Origin of the sequence: Kutzneria sp. NPDC051319 (assembly GCF_040682195.1) — a bacterium.
Taxonomy (GTDB): domain Bacteria; phylum Actinomycetota; class Actinomycetes; order Mycobacteriales; family Pseudonocardiaceae; genus Kutzneria.
Genome location: NZ_JBFBAM010000028.1, coordinates 91953 through 107605, shown reverse-complemented (window position 1 = coordinate 107605; position 15653 = coordinate 91953). Strand labels below are relative to the sequence as shown.

General features: G+C 70.9%; 20 protein-coding genes and 1 pseudogene. 9 read left to right on the top strand and 12 right to left on the bottom strand.

Annotated features, from left to right (window positions below):
* The first annotated feature begins 147 nt into the window (after positions 1–147).
* The gene (locus AB0M73_RS26385) at positions 148–1068 is read left to right on the top strand and encodes a cytochrome P450 (protein ID WP_363895378.1); all 921 of its coding nucleotides are present in this window, start codon (positions 148–150) and stop codon (positions 1066–1068) included.
* On the opposite strand, the gene AB0M73_RS26380 is transcribed toward AB0M73_RS26385, so the two are convergent.
* Positions 1065–1949 carry a sigma-70 family RNA polymerase sigma factor gene (locus AB0M73_RS26380; RefSeq protein WP_363895375.1) on the bottom strand — a complete coding sequence of 295 codons (885 nt, stop codon included), beginning with the start codon at positions 1947–1949 and terminating at the stop codon, positions 1065–1067. The two genes, AB0M73_RS26385 and AB0M73_RS26380, sit on opposite strands and share 4 nt — an antisense overlap.
* 74 nt (positions 1950–2023) lie before the next feature.
* Between AB0M73_RS26380 and AB0M73_RS26375 the strand changes: the two genes are divergently transcribed.
* Positions 2024–2353, top strand: coding sequence for a VOC family protein (locus AB0M73_RS26375; RefSeq protein WP_043727821.1), 330 nt, complete (start codon positions 2024–2026; stop codon positions 2351–2353).
* Here AB0M73_RS26375 and AB0M73_RS26370 read toward each other — a convergent pair.
* Both AB0M73_RS26370 and AB0M73_RS26365 read right to left on the bottom strand, forming a co-directional pair.
* Positions 2334–2990, bottom strand: coding sequence for an HAD-IA family hydrolase (locus AB0M73_RS26370; RefSeq protein WP_363895371.1), 657 nt, complete (start codon positions 2988–2990; stop codon positions 2334–2336). The two genes, AB0M73_RS26375 and AB0M73_RS26370, sit on opposite strands and share 20 nt — an antisense overlap.
* On the bottom strand, positions 2987–3409 hold the full coding sequence (locus tag AB0M73_RS26365) for a PPOX class F420-dependent oxidoreductase (protein WP_363895368.1): 423 nt from the start codon (positions 3407–3409) through the stop codon (positions 2987–2989). Before AB0M73_RS26365 ends, AB0M73_RS26370 begins: the two co-directional genes overlap by 4 nt.
* 134 nt (positions 3410–3543) lie before the next feature.
* Between AB0M73_RS26365 and AB0M73_RS26360 the strand changes: the two genes are divergently transcribed.
* On the top strand, positions 3544–4713 hold the full coding sequence (locus tag AB0M73_RS26360) for an MFS transporter (protein WP_363895365.1): 1170 nt from the start codon (positions 3544–3546) through the stop codon (positions 4711–4713).
* Here the strand turns inward: AB0M73_RS26360 and AB0M73_RS26355 are convergent.
* Complete coding sequence (locus AB0M73_RS26355; RefSeq protein ID WP_363895362.1) at positions 4700–5857, bottom strand: tyrosine-type recombinase/integrase; 1158 nt, start codon at positions 5855–5857, stop codon at positions 4700–4702. The genes AB0M73_RS26360 and AB0M73_RS26355 overlap by 14 nt on opposite strands.
* 175 nt (positions 5858–6032) lie before the next feature.
* Between AB0M73_RS26355 and rox the strand changes: the two genes are divergently transcribed.
* A complete protein-coding gene (rox, locus tag AB0M73_RS26350) occupies positions 6033–7463 on the top strand; it encodes a rifampin monooxygenase (RefSeq protein ID WP_363895397.1) in 1431 nt (476 codons plus the stop codon).
* Positions 7464–7657: 194 nt separating this feature from the next.
* Here rox and AB0M73_RS26345 read toward each other — a convergent pair whose 3' ends face one another.
* The gene (locus AB0M73_RS26345) at positions 7658–7891 is read right to left on the bottom strand and encodes a hypothetical protein (RefSeq protein ID WP_363895359.1); all 234 of its coding nucleotides are present in this window, start codon (positions 7889–7891) and stop codon (positions 7658–7660) included.
* Between the two features lie 56 nt (positions 7892–7947).
* On the opposite strand from AB0M73_RS26345, the gene AB0M73_RS26340 reads away from it, so the two are divergent.
* Positions 7948–8502 carry a PadR family transcriptional regulator gene (locus AB0M73_RS26340; protein ID WP_363895356.1) on the top strand — a complete coding sequence of 185 codons (555 nt, stop codon included), beginning with the start codon at positions 7948–7950 and terminating at the stop codon, positions 8500–8502.
* A gap of 22 nt (positions 8503–8524) precedes the next feature.
* Positions 8525–9505: an NADPH:quinone reductase gene (locus AB0M73_RS26335; RefSeq protein ID WP_363895353.1), complete on the top strand. Its 981-nt coding sequence runs from the start codon at positions 8525–8527 to the stop codon at positions 9503–9505.
* Positions 9506–9632: 127 nt separating this feature from the next.
* Here the strand turns inward: AB0M73_RS26335 and AB0M73_RS26330 are convergent, their stop codons facing one another.
* Positions 9633–9749, bottom strand: coding sequence for a hypothetical protein (locus AB0M73_RS26330; protein ID WP_363895350.1), 117 nt, complete (start codon positions 9747–9749; stop codon positions 9633–9635).
* 377 nt (positions 9750–10126) lie between these two features.
* Between AB0M73_RS26330 and AB0M73_RS26325 the strand changes: the two genes are divergently transcribed.
* Entirely contained in the window at positions 10127–11257 is a 1131-nt protein-coding gene (locus AB0M73_RS26325; protein ID WP_363895347.1) for a hypothetical protein, read from the top strand.
* Here AB0M73_RS26325 and AB0M73_RS26320 read toward each other — a convergent pair.
* Together AB0M73_RS26320 and AB0M73_RS26315 are read right to left on the bottom strand one after the other, a co-directional pair.
* Positions 11245–11649, bottom strand: a complete 405-nt coding sequence (locus tag AB0M73_RS26320; RefSeq protein ID WP_363895344.1) for a hypothetical protein — start codon at positions 11647–11649, stop codon at positions 11245–11247. The genes AB0M73_RS26325 and AB0M73_RS26320 overlap by 13 nt on opposite strands.
* A 35-nt stretch (positions 11650–11684) precedes the next feature.
* Positions 11685–11825, bottom strand: a pseudogene (locus tag AB0M73_RS26315) (hypothetical protein); the annotation flags it as partial.
* A 116-nt stretch (positions 11826–11941) separates the two neighbouring features.
* Here AB0M73_RS26315 and AB0M73_RS26310 point away from each other — a divergent pair.
* Together AB0M73_RS26310 and AB0M73_RS26305 are read left to right on the top strand one after the other, a co-directional pair.
* On the top strand, positions 11942–12172 hold the full coding sequence (locus tag AB0M73_RS26310; RefSeq protein ID WP_363895394.1) for a hypothetical protein: 231 nt from the start codon (positions 11942–11944) through the stop codon (positions 12170–12172).
* A gap of 44 nt (positions 12173–12216) precedes the next feature.
* Positions 12217–13170, top strand: coding sequence for an aminoglycoside phosphotransferase family protein (locus tag AB0M73_RS26305; RefSeq protein WP_363895341.1), 954 nt, complete (start codon positions 12217–12219; stop codon positions 13168–13170).
* Positions 13171–13213: 43 nt separating this feature from the next.
* Here AB0M73_RS26305 and AB0M73_RS26300 read toward each other — a convergent pair whose 3' ends face one another.
* From AB0M73_RS26300 to AB0M73_RS26285, 4 genes are all read right to left on the bottom strand, one after another.
* Entirely contained in the window at positions 13214–13690 is a 477-nt protein-coding gene (locus AB0M73_RS26300) for a DinB family protein (protein ID WP_363895338.1), read from the bottom strand.
* 52 nt (positions 13691–13742) lie between these two features.
* On the bottom strand, positions 13743–14111 hold the full coding sequence (locus tag AB0M73_RS26295) for a hypothetical protein (RefSeq protein WP_363895335.1): 369 nt from the start codon (positions 14109–14111) through the stop codon (positions 13743–13745).
* Positions 14112–14224: 113 nt separating this feature from the next.
* Entirely contained in the window at positions 14225–15040 is an 816-nt protein-coding gene (locus AB0M73_RS26290; protein WP_363895332.1) for an SDR family oxidoreductase, read from the bottom strand.
* A gap of 18 nt (positions 15041–15058) precedes the next feature.
* Positions 15059–15643, bottom strand: a complete 585-nt coding sequence (locus AB0M73_RS26285; RefSeq protein WP_363895329.1) for a helix-turn-helix domain-containing protein — start codon at positions 15641–15643, stop codon at positions 15059–15061.
* Positions 15644–15653: the final 10 nt, after the last annotated feature.

The following is a 15653-nucleotide window of genomic DNA, read 5'->3' as shown; positions in this document are numbered from 1 at the left end:
CCCGCCCTCGCGCGGGCGCCGGCCCCCGGCCTGGAGGGGACGGCTATCAGCACTTCCCGGGTGACGGTGTTCGCACCGCGAATCGACGCCGTGTTACAGAAACATGTCGGATCGGGTGTTTTCCGCCTCGAAAAGGACACGGTAGGCGTGGCCGATCCGGTGTTGATGGACGAGGTGCTCGGCGCCCGTTCCGCCACCGAATTCGAACGGCCGACGTTCAAGCCGCTCACGGGCCGGTCGATACCTCGCGGCGAGGCGTCCGCGCTGATGCAGGCGGTAGGACAGGACGTTCGCGTCGCATTGCGCACACCGATGGAGGAACGGGTCGACTTCTCGGGACAATGGCCCCAGGTCGGCCACTACTACTTGCGTGATCTGGTGTTCGGCGGCGATCCGCGGCGGATGACCGCGATGGTGCACCGCAGCCTGGAGCTGACGCCCAAGCTGACCTGGGCCGTCGTTGCCGCCGGCGCGGGGCTGCCCGGCTGGCCCTCGGTCGACACGGGCTCCGCCCTCGCCCGTCGCACCGCCGCCGCGTCGACCTATGAGGACCGCCGCCGCGCGCTCGGCCTCTACCGACGCGTCGCCGCGCCCATCTGCTTCACTGTCGCCGCCATGGTCACCGGCGCGCTCTGGCTCGGCTCGCCGTTCGACGACGAGGTGTCCAACGAGCACATCCTGCTGGAGACGTTGCGGCTGCTGCCGGTGTCGTGGAACCTGCTGCGCCGCGCCTCCCCCGAGTTCACCGCCCTGGACGACCGGTTCGGCGCGGCCGACGACCTCCTGCTGCTGCCGCTGCTCTCGCACCGTGATCCGGCGTTGTGGGAGGCCCCGGCCGAGTTCCGCCCGCAGCGCTGGCGGGACCTCGACCCCGACACCCACCCCGGCTACCTGCCGTTCGGCCACAGCAACGAACGCTGCTGGGGCCGGCACATGGTGATGCCGCTGGCGTCCCGCATGCTCGACCTGCTGCGCCGCGACGGATACGTCGTCTCGGCGCAGCAGACCAAGGCCCACGTGCCGCTGGCCGGGTTGCTGGAGGTGGTCGACGTGCGAGTCCGCCGCTAGCGCGACGGCAGCACCTCGACCTCAGCGGCCCGCACCCGATCCTGGTCGTTGACCAGCTCCAGGCCGACGACCAGGTCGTCCTCGACGGTGAACACGAACAGGCCCATGACCTGGCCCTTGTACATCCACACCGCGCCGACGTTGCCGTCGATGAGGGCGGGCAGCGCGCCACGGGCCTTGCCGGAGAACGCCGTCGCGACGGTGCGGGCCCCGGACATGCGGGCCGACAGCAGCGGCGCGCCCTTGTCCTGGTTGGCGATCGATCCGGCCACGGTCGTCTCGTCGGCGCGCAGCTCGACCTCGGGGTCGAGCAGCTCCAGCAGGGCGTCGAAGTTGCCGTCACGCGAAGCCGCGAGGAAGGCGTCGACCACACGGCGCTGGCGGCCCACGTCCGAGTCGGGCCGGTCCGCGCCCTGGACCCGCCGCCGCGCCCGGCTGGCCAGCTGCCGGGTCGCCGCCGGCGTGCGGCCGACGATCGGGGCGATCTCGTCGAACGGCACCGCGAACAGGTCGTGCAGCACGAACGCCAGCCGCTCGGCCGGGGCCAGGGTCTCCAGCACCACCAGCAGCGCGGGGCCGACCGAGTCGGCCAGCAGCGCCTCCTGCTCGGGGCCGGCCACCGCCGCGTCTGGTGCCTCGTCGATGGGGTCCTCGCGCCGTGACTTGCGGGACCGGAGCATGTCCAGGCACACCCGGGCGGTGACCGTGGTCAGCCAGCCGCCGAGGTTCTCCACCTCGCTGGTGTCCGTGCGGGACAGTCGCAGCCACGACTCCTGCACCGCGTCCTCGGCGTCGCTGGTCGAGCCGAGCATGCGGTAGGCCACCGCCCGCAGGTGGTCGCGATTGGCCTCGAACTCTCCGGCCAGCAGTTCTTCGTTCACCGTCACATCCTCCGTCCGCGCTCCGTCATAGCAGTGACGGGCCGGAGGCGCCCGATGTGACCGAGGAGGAAGCCATGCTGTCGACCATCCTGTTCCCCGTGAAGGACGTGGAGAAGGCCAAGGCCGTCTACACCGCGCTGCTGGGCGTCGCCCCGAGCGTCGAATCGCCGTACTACGTGGGCTACGACACCGACGGCCAGCACGTCGGGCTGGTGCCCAACGGCAGCACCAACGGGCCCGCCTGCTACCGGCACGTGGACGACATGGAGAAGGGCCTGGCCGCGCTGGTGGAGGCCGGCGCCTCGATCGCACAGGAGCCCAAGGAGGTCGGCAACGGCCGCACCGTCGCCAGCGTGCTCGACGCCGACGGCAACGAGGTCGGCCTCATTCAGGACCGGCACTGACCGTGACGACCAGGCCGTCCCCGACGCGGTCGACCCGGCACGACGTGAGGTCCTCGACCACCGCGTCCGCCGTGAGCTCGGCCGCGTCGTGGGAGGTCGCTACGGCCAGCGTGCGGGCGCCCGCGTCGTGGCCGGCCCGCAGCCCGGCGGGCGCGTCCTCGACGACGAGGCAGTCCTCGATGTCGTAGCCCAGCGCCGCGGCCGCCTTGAGGTAGCCCTCGGGATCGGGCTTGCCGGCGCTCACGTCGTCGGCCGCGACCAGCACCTCCGGCACCGGCAGCCCCGCGGCGGCCAGGCGGGCCCGCATCAGCTCCTGCGAGCCGGAAGTCACCGCCGCCCAACGCCCTTGCGGCAGCGCCGGCAGGAGGGTCTTGGTCGCCGGCAGCGCCACCACGTCGTCGAGGTCGTTGAGCTCCATCCAGGCCAGTTCCGCCACCGCGGCGTCCCGTTCGGCCGGCGGCAGCAGGTCGGCGATCGTGTCCTCGCTGCGCCGGCCGTGGCACACCCGGAGGATCTTTTCCGCGTCCAGGCCCCGCTCGGCCGCGAACGCCCGCCAGGTCCGCTCCACCACGCCGGTGGAGTCGACCAGCGTGCCGTCGATGTCGAACAGGATCGCCTGGACGTGGAAGGTTGTCACGCCCAAGGACCCACGCCGCCGATGCGCTCGATCTTGTACCGCACGATGAACCCGGGCCGCCGCTCCACCGGGAACGTCGCCTCCGGGCCGATGTACACCTTCGCCAGCCGGTCGAGCAGGTCCCAGGCGTTGTCCGTCGGCTCCACCACCGCCCGCGCCCGCAGCACCGCGTTCTCGTCCAGGAACGTGCCCGGCACCCTCGGCGCGTCGAACGACAGCACCACCCTCGGGTCCCGCTCCATGTTCCGGATCTTCACCCCGGTGTGCTGGTGCCCGCTGACCAGGTCGTGGCCGTCCAGCCCGATCCAGATCACCGACACCTGCGGGCTGCCGTCCGCGTTCACGGTGCTCAGGTGGGCCATCGGCCCGCTCTCGACCAGGGCGCGCAGCGACGCGGGAAGCATGATCGTTTCAGACACTCCGCCACCGTACCAACCGCCCCGCCCCGCCACCCGGGAAACGGACCCTGCCCCGAACCGGCTTTCGCCCTGACGCCGGGCGGGACTCGCGGGGGTCTGACCGCACCCCGTGACATGGTCGGTACGTTCGGCGCATGACGACCCTCGCGCGGCACCCGGCGTTCGTGCGGCTGTGGTTGTCGGGGCTGTTCGCGGAGACCGCGGAGTGGATGCTCCAGGTGGCGCTGCCGGTGTACGTCTACCGGGCGACCGGCTCGGCGGGATCGACGGCGCTGGTGATGGTGACGGGCATCCTGCCGATGCTGCTGGTGAGCCCGGCGGCCGGGGTGATCGCGGACCGGTTCGACCGGCGGCGGGTGCTGGTCGTGGTGTGCCTGGCGCAGGCGGTGGTGTCGGTGCCGCTGCTGGCGGCGGGCGGGCACCAGGCGCTGATCTACGTGGTGATGGCGGCCCAGTCGGCGCTGGCGTCGCTGTTCGAGCCGACCCGCAACGCCCTGGTGCCGGCGCTGGTGGGGGCGGAGCGGCTGGCGTCGGCCAACGGGCTGATGGGCTTCAACAGCAGCATTTCCCGCCTGGCCGGAAGTTCGCTCGGCGGGCTGGTGCTCGGGGTGTGGGGCCTGGGCTGGGTGATCGTCGGCTACCTGGCGGCGCTGGTCATCGCCGCCCTGCTGCTGGTCCCCCGGTTCGGCGTGCACGTGGAGCCGTCCGGCGGCGAGGCGGGCTCGTGGCTGGACGGCGTCAGGGCGTTTCGGGATCCCTCGCTGCGGGCCACGGCCGTGACGTTGGGGCTGATCGCGCTGGGGCAGGGCATGTTCCTGGTCCTGTTCGTGGTGTTCGTGACGGGCCCGCTGCGCGGCGGGGACGCGGATGTCGGTCTGCTGCGTGGAATCCAGGCCGTCGGCGGGGTCGGGGCCGGGTTGCTGATCGCGGCCGTGGCCAACCGGGTCAGCGCGGTGCGGATGATGGGTCTGGGCATTCTCACGCTGGGCCTGTGCTCGGCGCTGATCTGGAACCTGCCCAGCGTGACCACGGAGTTTTGGCTCTACGTGGTGCTTTTCGCCCTAGTCGGGGCCCCGGCCGTGGTGGCGAGCTCGTCCGCGCTGACCGCAGTACAGCTGCGGGTGCCGGATGAACAGGCCGGGCGGGTGCTGGCCACCGTGTACGCCGGCTTCGCCGGGCTGAACACCGTCGGCACCTTGGTCGCCGGTTTCCTGGTCGGCACGGTCGGTCTGGACGTGCTGCTGGACGTGCAGGCGGGAATGCTGGTGCTGGCCGGGATCGCGGCGTTGCTCAGGAGGAAGTAGCCAGCCAGCCGCGGTGCAGGGCCGGGGCCAGCTCGTGGGCGGCGGAGTTGCGGACGTTGTCCTCGTCGTGCAGGTAGCCCTCGGTCGTGGCCAGCACGGAGTGGCCTAGGTCGCGCTGCACCTGCCGCGGCGGCACGCCCCGTTCGACGGCGTGGGTGGCGTAGGAGTGGCGGGCCGAGTGGGGGTGGATCGCGTCGCGCAGCGGGCCCAGGTGGGTGGCGATGAACTCCGCGTCCGGGGTGGCCAGCAGGTCCCGCATCCACTGCTGCCTGGACGACGTCTCGGTGAACGCCTTGCACAGCCTCGTCAGCACGGCCTGGAGATGCGAGTTGTGGACGCGTTTTCCGGCGCTGGTGATGAAGATCGGCCGGGTGCCGTTGCCGACCTGGCCCAGCAGAGCCGGCACCGCGGGCTCGACCCGGACGCGCAGGTAGTCCTCCAGCGCGTCGGCCACGGGCGGCGCGAGCGCCACTTCCCGGTCCTTGCCGCCTTTGCCGTGCACGCGCAGGATCCCGATGTCGTGGGCGGCCGCCCGCCGGTAGTCGTCGAGGTTCACGCCGGTGAGCTCGTCGGCCCGGATGCCGGTGCCGATCAGGATCTCGACCATGGCCCGGTCCCGCAGCCCGTCCCGGCGGTGGTCCTTGAGCAGGTAAGCCGCCATCAGCAGCGCCCGGCAGGCCTGGAACGACCAGCGTTTGGTCGTCGACGGCGTGCCGGACGGCTTGTTCAGGTGCTGGGCCCGGCGGTCCACAAGGGACACCGGGTTCTGCGTGGCGAGGCCTTCGCGCAGCAGGTACTTGGCGTAGAAGGCCGAGACGGCCGACAGCATCCGGCCGCGGGTGGCGTCGCTGTAGCCGGCCTCGGCCAGCTCGTCCAGCCAGCGCTCCACGTGCTCCACCCGGACCTCGGCGAACCGCATTCCGTTGCTGGAGCACCAGTTCAGCCACTCCAGCCCGGTCGGCCGGGCCCGTTTGCGGCCGCGACGGCGGCTCGGATCGGGCGCGACGTAGCCCGGCACCCAGTCCAGGGGAATGCCCAGATCCGTAGCGTAGGCCAGGCGTGTGTTGACGGAGGTGTAGATCCGCAGGAACTCCCGCAGCCGCTCACGGGCGGTCTTGTCCTCGCCGACCAGCGCCAGCGTCACGCGCGACTCCCCTCGTCTTGATCAAGGGAAAGTCTGCCACGTCGGCGGTCATCGGGGGCGCGAGCCATCCCCCTCCACTTTCAACTTATAGCGGACAGGGGGTCTTGCGGCAAGGCCCCCTCCATGCCGCAGAATGGCCGGCCGACGTCAGGACCAGCCGAAACAGGGGGAACTTTTGTACGACGTGATCATCGTCGGGGCCGGGCCCGCCGGCCTGGCGCTGGCCGGCGAACTGCGGCTGCACGACGTGGACGTGGTCGTGCTGGAGCGCGACACGGAACCGACGAAGGTGGTCCGCGCGCTGGGCATGCACGCCCGCTCCATCGAGCTGATGGACCAGCGCGGCCTGCTGGACCGGTTCCTCGAGGTCGGCACGAAGCACCCGGTCGGGGGATTTTTCGCCGGCATCCAGAAGCCCGTGCCGGAGCGGTTGGACACCGCGCACAACTTCGTCCTCGGCCTCCAGCAGCCGGTGATCGACCGCCTGCTGGAGGAGCGAGCCGTCGAGGTCGGGACCGAGATCCGGCGTGGCGCCGAGGTTGTCGGGCTTGAGCAGGACGAGGACGGGGTGACCGTCACGCTGGCCGACGGCGCCCAGCTGCGTTCGCGGTACGCCGTGGGCTGCGACGGCGGCCGCAGCACCGTGCGGAAGCTGCTGGGCATCGGCTTTCCCGGCGAGCCCTCCACCGTGGACACGCTCGTCGGCGAGATGGAGGTGACGATGCCTCAGGATGAGCTGACCGCCGTGATGATGAGGGTCCGGGAGACCCAGAAGCGCTTCGGCATCGGGCCGGTCGGCAACGAGGGGCTGTACCGGGCGGTGGTGCCGGCGGCGGGCGTGGCCGAGGATCGCGGCACCCCGCCGACGTTCGAGGAGTTCCGGCAGCAGCTGTCGGCCACCGCCGGCACCGACTTCGGCGCGCACTCGCCACGGTGGCTGTCCCGGTTCGGCGACGCCACCCGTCAGGCCGAGCGGTACCGGGAGGGGCGGGTGTTCTTGGCCGGCGACGCCGCGCACGTCCACCCGCCGATGGGCGGCCAGGGCCTCAACTTGGGCGTGCAGGACGCCTTCAACCTGGGCTGGAAGCTCGCCGCCGCCCTCGCCGGCTGGGCGCCGGCGGATCTGCTGGACACCTACCAGACCGAGCGCCATCCCGTCGGCGACGACGTCCTCAACAACACCCGGGCGCAGATGCAGCTGGTCGCCACCGAGCCCGGTCCGCAGGCCGTGCGCCGGCTGTTCGCGGAGCTGATGGACTTCGAGGAGGTCCGCCGGCACCTCATCTCGAAGATCATGGGCATCGCCATCCGCTACGACTTCGGCGACCCGCATCCCCTGGTGGGACGCCGACTTCGCGACATCGCCCTCAAGCGGGGCCGGCTGTTCGACCTCCAGCACGCCGGCCGTGGGCTGCTGCTCGACCAGACCGGGCGGCTGTCCGTGGCGGGGTGGGCGGATCGGGTCGACCACGTCGTCGACGTGAGCGAGGAGCTGGAGGTGCCCGCCGTGCTGCTCCGCCCCGACGGGCACGTGGCGTGGGTCGGCGAGGACCAGTCTTCGCTGCTCGACCACCTGCCCCGCTGGTTCGGGGCCGCGACCAGCTGATTCCGCCCTGTCGTCTGCCGCCAGGACCGGGCGGCAGACGACAGGTTCTATGGCACGACCAGCGCGTAGTCGGCCTCGGTCGCGGGCGTTTCGACGTTGACCGCCGTGGCTGTCGCCTGAGCGGGCGGGGCGGGTATTCCGTGATGTGCCGTGCGGGAGGGCGGCTGCGCGGGAAGAGGAGGCGCCTGTCTGTCTCACGGCGCCGGCACCGCGCCGATCTGCTGCATGAGCCCGAGGAGATCGGGCTGACCACGCTCTTTGACGATGCGTCTGTCGGCCAGGTAGGAGAAGTTCATGGCCTGGACCGCGATCTTGTTGCCGGTGGTGATGCCCTCCTCCAGCGTCCACCGGACGTCGGGGAATGCGCTGCGCACCATCGCGATGATCTCTGCCTGCGTGGTGGCGTTCGAAGCGAAGGGCAGGGCCATGACGACCGTAACATCGGATCGATGTAAACCTCGTTTCGATATGCCATCCTGAAGGGGTGCTGGAACTCTCCATACTCGGCTTCCTGGCCGCAGGCCCCCTTCCCGGACATGAGCTGCGCCGCCGCATCACGCACCTCACCGGATACAGCCGACCGGTCAGCGACGGCACCCTCTACCCGGCGATCAACCGCCTGACCGAGGCCGGACTGATTCAGCGGCGACCCGCGCCGGATGCAGGAGGCGGCCGGTATGTGCTGAACCTGACCGACGCGGGCCGCGAGGACATGCTCCGGCGGCTGCGCGAGCCGGCCGAGCACGAACTCACCGACTTACCCCGCTGGTTCACGATCCTGGCCTTCCTCTCCCTGCTCCCGGACGTGGCCGACCAGCACGCGGTGCTCCGCCGCCGGCTCGCCTTCCTGGAGGAATCGGCGAGCTTCTTCTACGACGGAGAGACGCCGCTGCGCGCCGAGGAGGTCGCCGACCCCTACCGGCGCGGCATGCTGCTCATCGCCCGCGCCACCAGCCAGGCCGAACGCACCTGGATCCGCGAGTCCCTCGGCCAGGACGTCCCCCGGCCCGGCCGCACGCTCGACGCATCGGTGAGCTGACAGACAACGAAAGGCGCCCCCCATGCTTGCTTCCTGGTACGACGCACAAGGTCCGGCCACCGAGGTACTGCAGGTCGGTGAACTGCCCGACCCCGCCCCCGGCCCCGGAGAGGTCCGCGTCCGCGTCACTGTCTCGGGAGTGAACCCCGGCGACACCAAGAAGCGCACTGGCTGGACCGGTTCCGGCATGCCCTACCCGCGGGTGATCCCGCACAGCGACGCAGCCGGCGTCATCGACGCGGTCGGCGACGGCGTGGACGCGCGCCGCAGCGGGCAGCGCGTGTGGGTGTACGGCGCCCAGTCCTACCGGGCCTTCGGTACCGCCGCCCAGTACACCGTCGTGCCTGCCGGCCTCGCCGTCCCGCTGCCCGATCATCTCTCCGACGATCTCGGCGCGAGCCTGGGCATCCCCGGCATCACCGCGCACCGCAGCGTGTTCACCGACGGCCCCATCGATGGCAAGGTCGTCCTGGTCAACGGTGTCCTGGGTGGGGTGGGTTCGCTGGCCGCCCAGCTCGCCGCCTGGGGTGGGGCCACCGTCATCGGCACCGTCCGCCGCGCAGCCGACCTGGGCCGGGTCGATCCGGCGGTCATCTCCCACGCCGTCGCCCTCGACGCCGCCGACCCGGCCGCTGAGATCCGCGCGTACGCCCCCGCCGGTGTGGACCGGATCATCGAGGTGTCCCTGTCCGACAACGCCGACCTCGACAACGCCGTCGCCGCCAACGGCGCGATCATCGTCGCCTACGCCACCCGGGCCGACCGCACCGAAATCCCCTTCTGGACCCTGCTGTTCAACAACATCACCCTGCGCCTGATCGGCAGCGACGACTTCCCCACCGACGCCAAACTCCAGGCCGCCCGCCACCTGACCTCCGCGGCTGCCGTCGGCGCGCTTACCGTCGAGATCGGTGACCGCTACCCGCTCGCCGACATCGCCAAGGCGCACGACCGCGTCGACGCCGGCGGCCGCGGCCGCGTTCTGATCGACATCCCCCGATAAGGCCCCGGGGAGCCGCCCTAGCAGTAGCCGCTGCCGTCTGTCGCCCCTGACGCGTCTCAGCCCTCCGCACCGTCATCATCGTCATCGAGGTCGACCGGGTCCGGGTCGTCCAGAGGGACTACCGCGTTCAGCACTGGCCCAGCGAGCCGAGCCAGTCCTCCATCCCATCCCGGTACGCCTGGTGAATGGTGCCCTTCTTGCCGTGGCAGATGTCGCGGACGAGCTTGTGGCGGGACTCCTCCACCAGCAGGTGCAGGATCTTGACGCTCCGCCGGCACTAGGCGAACGCTGCCCCCAGAGGGGGTCGGATTGCCCTCGCGTCCGACATCCGCAGCAAGTCGTACGCCCTGACCTGGTTGGTGACCAGGGAGCCGCCCCCGGAAGGCCCATCCCGTCCGCGCGCCTCCCGATGGCGTCGGCACGGGCCCTGTCGATTCGTCACCGTGACGATCGCGGGCCTAGTGATCCTCTTCGCCCCACCCGTAGCACCTCATGTGATCGTCATATCAATAATCTCACTTATCCATATGACTCTGTTCACTCCGCCTGATCACCAGTTAGGGTTTAGTAAGCCAAACCCACCGGTTTTGGTTCTGAAACCTATTGCTGTAGGGTATCCGGGTGAGCGTTGACGCTGGTGAACGGCCCCTCTCCCCTCCGGTGCGCCGTGGGGGACGCGATGAGCGACGCGAGGCGACTCTGCGGGCGCTGACGGCGGGCATGGGGGTGGCGCACTGCGCGTACTGCGGGCGGGTGCTGCCGGAGTTGTCGCCGCGTGGAGGGAGGCCGACGCCCTACTGCGCGGCGGACCCGAAGCGGTACGGGAACTGGGGGGCCAAGGTGATCACCTGCGCGATGCTCGACGAGCAGCGCGAGATCTGGGTGCACCTGTACGGGCCGGACCAGTCGATCACGCCAATGGATCTCGGGGCGCTGGACGGGAGTCTGACCACGGTCCTGGCGGCGTTGGATCCGCTGCGCTCGGTGGTCGGGGAACTGAGTAGCCGCATCACCGGTGAGGCGGCGGATGCCTTGGCCGCCAAGGAAACCGCCGAGGACCAGCAGCGGGAGGCCCGGGCCGAGACCGAACGGGCCGTCGCCGAGCGGGACCGCGCCCTGGCCGAGGCCTCCGAGGCCCGCCAGCAGACCGCCGACGCCATCGCCGCCCGCGAGGCCGCCGAACGCGTCGCCGCCGACGCCCTCACCGCCCGCGACCAAGCGCTGGCCGATCAGCGCGCCGCCGAGCAGGTCCGTGACGACGCCGTCCGCACCAAGCAGGAGGCCTTGGACAAGGTCGCCCAGGCCCAGGACCGCGTCGCCGACCTCCAGCAGGTCCTCGAACGCGAACGCCAGGAGTCCGCCCAGCAGCGCGAGCAGCTCCGCGTCGACCACCTGCGGGCGCTACAGGACCTCCAGGCCTCGCTGGCCCAGCGCCACGACGAACGCCTCCAGGCCCAGGCGGCCGAGCTCCGCCAACAGGCCCAGTCGGCAACCACCGCCGCCGAGGCCCGGATCGACGCCCTCACCACGCAGTTGGCCGCCGCCAGCCAGACCTATGCGCAGTCCCTGGCGCCCCTGCACGAGCAGATCGCCGCGCTACGCCAGGAGCTCGCCGGTGAGAAGGCGAAAACCCAGGAGGCGAGGCAGCGTTGGGACCAACTCCGGGCGGATCTTCGCGCCGAGATCGCCGAGGAGGACGAGGCCGGGTTCCGTGAGCGGGTACGGCTGGCGGTCACCGATCACGAGGCCTGAGTTTCGCCCCGCCACCGAAACAGCGCCAACGGAATCCCCGTGCCGGTGAGGCTGCTGACGATGGGCTCGCCGCCGGCGCTCTTATAGGTCACATCGGCGACATGGTCGTTGGACAGATACACCATCTCCACCGGGAAGTTCGCGCTCCGGCTTCGGCGAGACAGCTCGCGGCCGAGGTACTGCGCGAAGCTGACATGGCTGCCCGTGCCTTCGCCACCGATCTTCACGCCGAGTGCCTGTCTGACCTCGGGGTGGTCGCGGTCGACCTTGATCGCCAGCTGATAGGCGGTGAGGTAGGCCAGACCCGAGCCGTTCGGTGCCGGCTTCGCCTCGCGGAGCGCAGCGGACACACAGTTCAGGATCTCGGCGTTCTCCCAGATGCTCTCTTCCACGACCCACAGTCGGCCGATCCGCTGAGTCCGTTACCTCACGGGGTCGGCGCTGAACACGCGGGCGACCAGTTCGCGGCGGCTCCGCACGCCGGTCTTGGCGAAGATGGACTTGAGGTGCTGCTGCACGGTGTCGGGGAGATGAACAGCCGCGCGGCGATGTCCTTGGTCGGCAGGCCCTGGTAGACGAGGTCGGCGAGTTCGCGTTCACGGGGCGTGAGGCCGTAGGCGGCGGGCCGGCCCGGTCACCGACTCGACGCGTCGGCAACGGCGACCCACTGGTCGGCGGGAGGCGATTCTGGCCGGCAACATCGCGTTCCTCGGCTATGCCAAGGGGTTACGGCACGAGATCCGTCGGGAGTGGACGGTCGGGGACACGACGGTCGCGGAGACCGATGTGACCTACACGCGCCGGGACGACAAGCGGGTGACCGTCCCGACGGTGTCGATCTGGCGGGTCGGTGGGGGTGGCCTGATCACCGACTTCCGGGTGTTCTACGACCCGGCGCCGGTGTTCGCGCCGTAGGCAACTCGCTCGCGGCCCGGCGGCGGGCGTGGCAGGGTCGGCGGGTGCGCTACGAGTCGATCACCCGCCCGGACGGGGCGTTCCAGCAGGCGTTGACCGCGCCACAGGTCGTGGCGGTGTGCCGGCGGGGGTTCGGGCGGGAGCCGGTGTCCGCGGTGGAGCTCGGCGGCGGCTCGTTCAACACGACCTACCGGGTGGATCTCGGCGGGGAGACCGTGATCCTGCGGGTGGCGCCGGCGCGGTCGTACCGGATCGAGCGGGACTTCATGCGGCACGAGCACGCGTCGCTGCCGTTCTTCGCGCCCATCGCCGACCTGATGCCGCGCACCCTGTTCGTCGACTTCACGCATGATCTCGTGCCGAGGGACTACACGTTCCAGACGATGCTGGGCGGTGTGTCCGGTGCGGAGGGGTTCCGGGCGCTGACCGACAAACCGGGGTTCTTCCGGCAGGTGGGCGAGATCGTGCGGGTCGTGCACGAGGTGCGCGGCGAGCGGTTCGGCCGCCCTGCCGGCCCGACGCACGCAACGTGGAGCGAAGCGGTGCTGTCCACTGTGGACGACACCGTCGCCGACATCCGCGATGCCGGGCTGGACGACTCCGACATGCGGGAGGTCGGTGTCCTGGCCGCGAAGAACGCGGCCGTGCTGGACGGGGTCACCGAGCCCCGGCTGCTGCACGGCGACCTGTGGGTACCGAACGTGCGGCTGGACGGGGAGCGGATCGTCGGGGTGTTCGACCACGACCGGGCGTCGTGGGGCGATCCGGCGGCGGACTGGAGCGTCTACGAGGCGGGGCGCAAGCCCGGCACCGCCCGGGACGCGTTCTGGGACACCTACGGCCGCCCGTCGACGTCGCCGGGCGCGGTGTGGCGCTCGGCGCTGTACCGGGCGGTTCACCTCGGCGCGGTGCGGATCGAGCGGCACCGGCTCGGGCTGGCCGACACCATCCCGGCCAACTACGAGGACATGGCTCGGGTGTTGGCGGAGCTGCGTTAGAGCGGGTTTCGGTGTGACGCTGGGCGGGACTCGCGGGGGTGGGTCAGTGTTCGGGGCGTTCGCCGGTGGAGCCGTCGGCCTGTTCGCGCATGAGGTCGAGGTGTCCGAGGTGGCGGGCGGTCTCCTCGATCATGTGCAGCAGGATCCAGCGCAGGCTCCTGGCGCGGTGGACGGCCTGGTCGTCGAGGGACTCGGCGGCGAGGATGACCTCGTCGGAGCGCTTGGTCTCGGCGGCGTAGTCGGCCAGCAGTTGGGCCAGGGTGAGGTCGGGGGCCGGCTTGAAGTCGGCGTCGGGATCCTCGGTGTCGTCGAACATGGGGGGCGCCTGGTCGGCGAAGGCCCAGCGGAACCAGCCGCGTTCGCAGCTGCTCAGGTGCAGCACGATGCCGTGGGCGGTGAGGCCGGTGGGGGTGCCGATCGCGCGCAGGGCGTCGTCGGGTGCGTCCTGGAGCTTCCACTGCACCAGGTCCCGCTGTCGTTGCAGGAACTCCAGCAGTGACTCACGTTCGATGTCGCTCATGGCCGTGCACGCTACGGCGATCGGCCCACGGCCACGACCGAGTTTTCGGTTTTCAGCCCAGGAAGCGCAGGAACTCGTTGCTGACCATGACCAGGCCCAGCAGCAGGGCCAGGCCGGACAGCAGCAGGCCGATGACGGCGGTGGTGGTGCCGCGGCGGTGCCCGGACAGGCACATGATCGACAGCACGATTCCGCCGATCGCGAAGGGGAACGGCAGATAGTGCCGGAGGTTGGCCTCGTAGATCGGCAGCAGCCACACGACGCAGCCGAACATGCCCACCAGCAGCGCGATCACGGCGAGCCCGCTGCCACCCGGCTGGGCGGCCGGCGGCTGCGGTGGCGCCCAGGGCTGCTGGTGCTGCGCCGTCGGATCGAACCGGGGGTCCGGTGTGGTCGGTTCGGACGGCGGACCGTACGTCATGTGGACCCCCTCGCAGTGGCATTCCGAGCAGGGCACACCGTACTGGTCGGTGCGGCCGGGCTGATCTCCTCACCCGTGACTCGTCGTGGGGGTGAGGAGATCAGCCCGCCAGATCAGGCCGAGCGGGAGGTCTCTTCCCAGTCCGACCAGGTCTTGACCCGGTCGGCGTAGACGCTCTGCGCGATGTCGAACGCGGTGCCGGACAGCAGCAGCCGCTTGGGCGGGTTCTCGGCGTCGATGGCCGCGAACACCGCGGCGGTGGTGTCGTCCGGGCCGGGCGCGGTGGTGGCCATGGCCGCGCGGCGCGAGGCCTGGGCGTCCCGCATCGCCTGGTAGGCCGGGTGCGGCTCGGAGCGCACGGCCGAGGCGCCGCTCCAGTCGGTGGCGTAGCCGCCGGGCTCGATCAGGGTGGTCTTGATGCCGAAGCCACCGACCTCCTGGGCCAGGGCCTCGGTGAAGCCCTCCAGCGCCCACTTGGAGGCGTTGTAGATGCCGACGGTCGGGAACGCGGCGACGCCCCCGATGCTGGAGATCTGCACGATGTGGCCGGAGCCCTGCTCGCGCATCAGCGGGATCGCGGCCTGCGTGATCCACAGCGCGCCGAACAGGTTGGTATCGAACTGGGCACGCGCCTCGGCCTCGGTGACCTCCTCGATGAAGCCGAAGTGGCCGTAGCCGGCGTTGTTGACCACCACGTCGAGGCGGCCGAAGTGGGCGTGGGCCTGCTGCACGGCGGCGAAGTCGGCGTCGCGGTCGGTCACGTCGAGCTGGATCGGCAGCAGGGCGTCGCCGTAGGTCTCGGCGAGGTCCTTGAGCGTCGAGGTGTCACGGGCGGTGGCGGCGACCTTGTCGCCGCGCTGCAGGGCGGCGATGGTCCAGCTGCGGCCGAAGCCGCGGGAGGCGCCGGTGATGAACCAGGTCTTGCTCATGGGGTTTGTCCTTAGCGGTCAGGCGAATCCGTTGCTGGCCCGCGCGAAGCAGTCGCGGGTGATGTCGAGCAGTCGGTCGAAGCCGTCGTCCGGCGACCACAGGGCGTAGGCCGTGCCGACCACGGCCTGGGCGGTGTTGAGCATGAGGGTGGCCTCGAGCTCGCGGCCGGGCTCGGTGCGCTCGGCCACCCAGGCGTGCAGCTCGATGCCGAACTGCTCGCCGTGGTCGCGGACCGACTCCTTGAGCTTGGGGTAGGTGGCCTTGAGCCGTTTCTGCACGGCCAGGCTGTCCGAGAACGTGCCCATGTAGCCGAGGAACACGTTCTGCAGCGCCGTCCACAGCGGCTCGTCGTCGCGGTGGTCGCGCAGTAGCGCCCGCCACACCGACGGCGCCTCCGGGTCGGGGTCGAGCACGATCGCTTCCTTGCTGGGGAAGTAGTTGAACATCGTGCTGCGGGACACCTCGGCCGCGGCCGCGATGTCCTCCACGCTCACCGCGTCGTAGCCGCGCTCCTCGATCAGCCGGAACGCGGCCGCGCGGATGTTCCTCCAGGTCTGCAGCTTCTTGCGTTCCCGCAGCCCCTGGTGCTCGGTGTCGGCCACGTCCCCAACC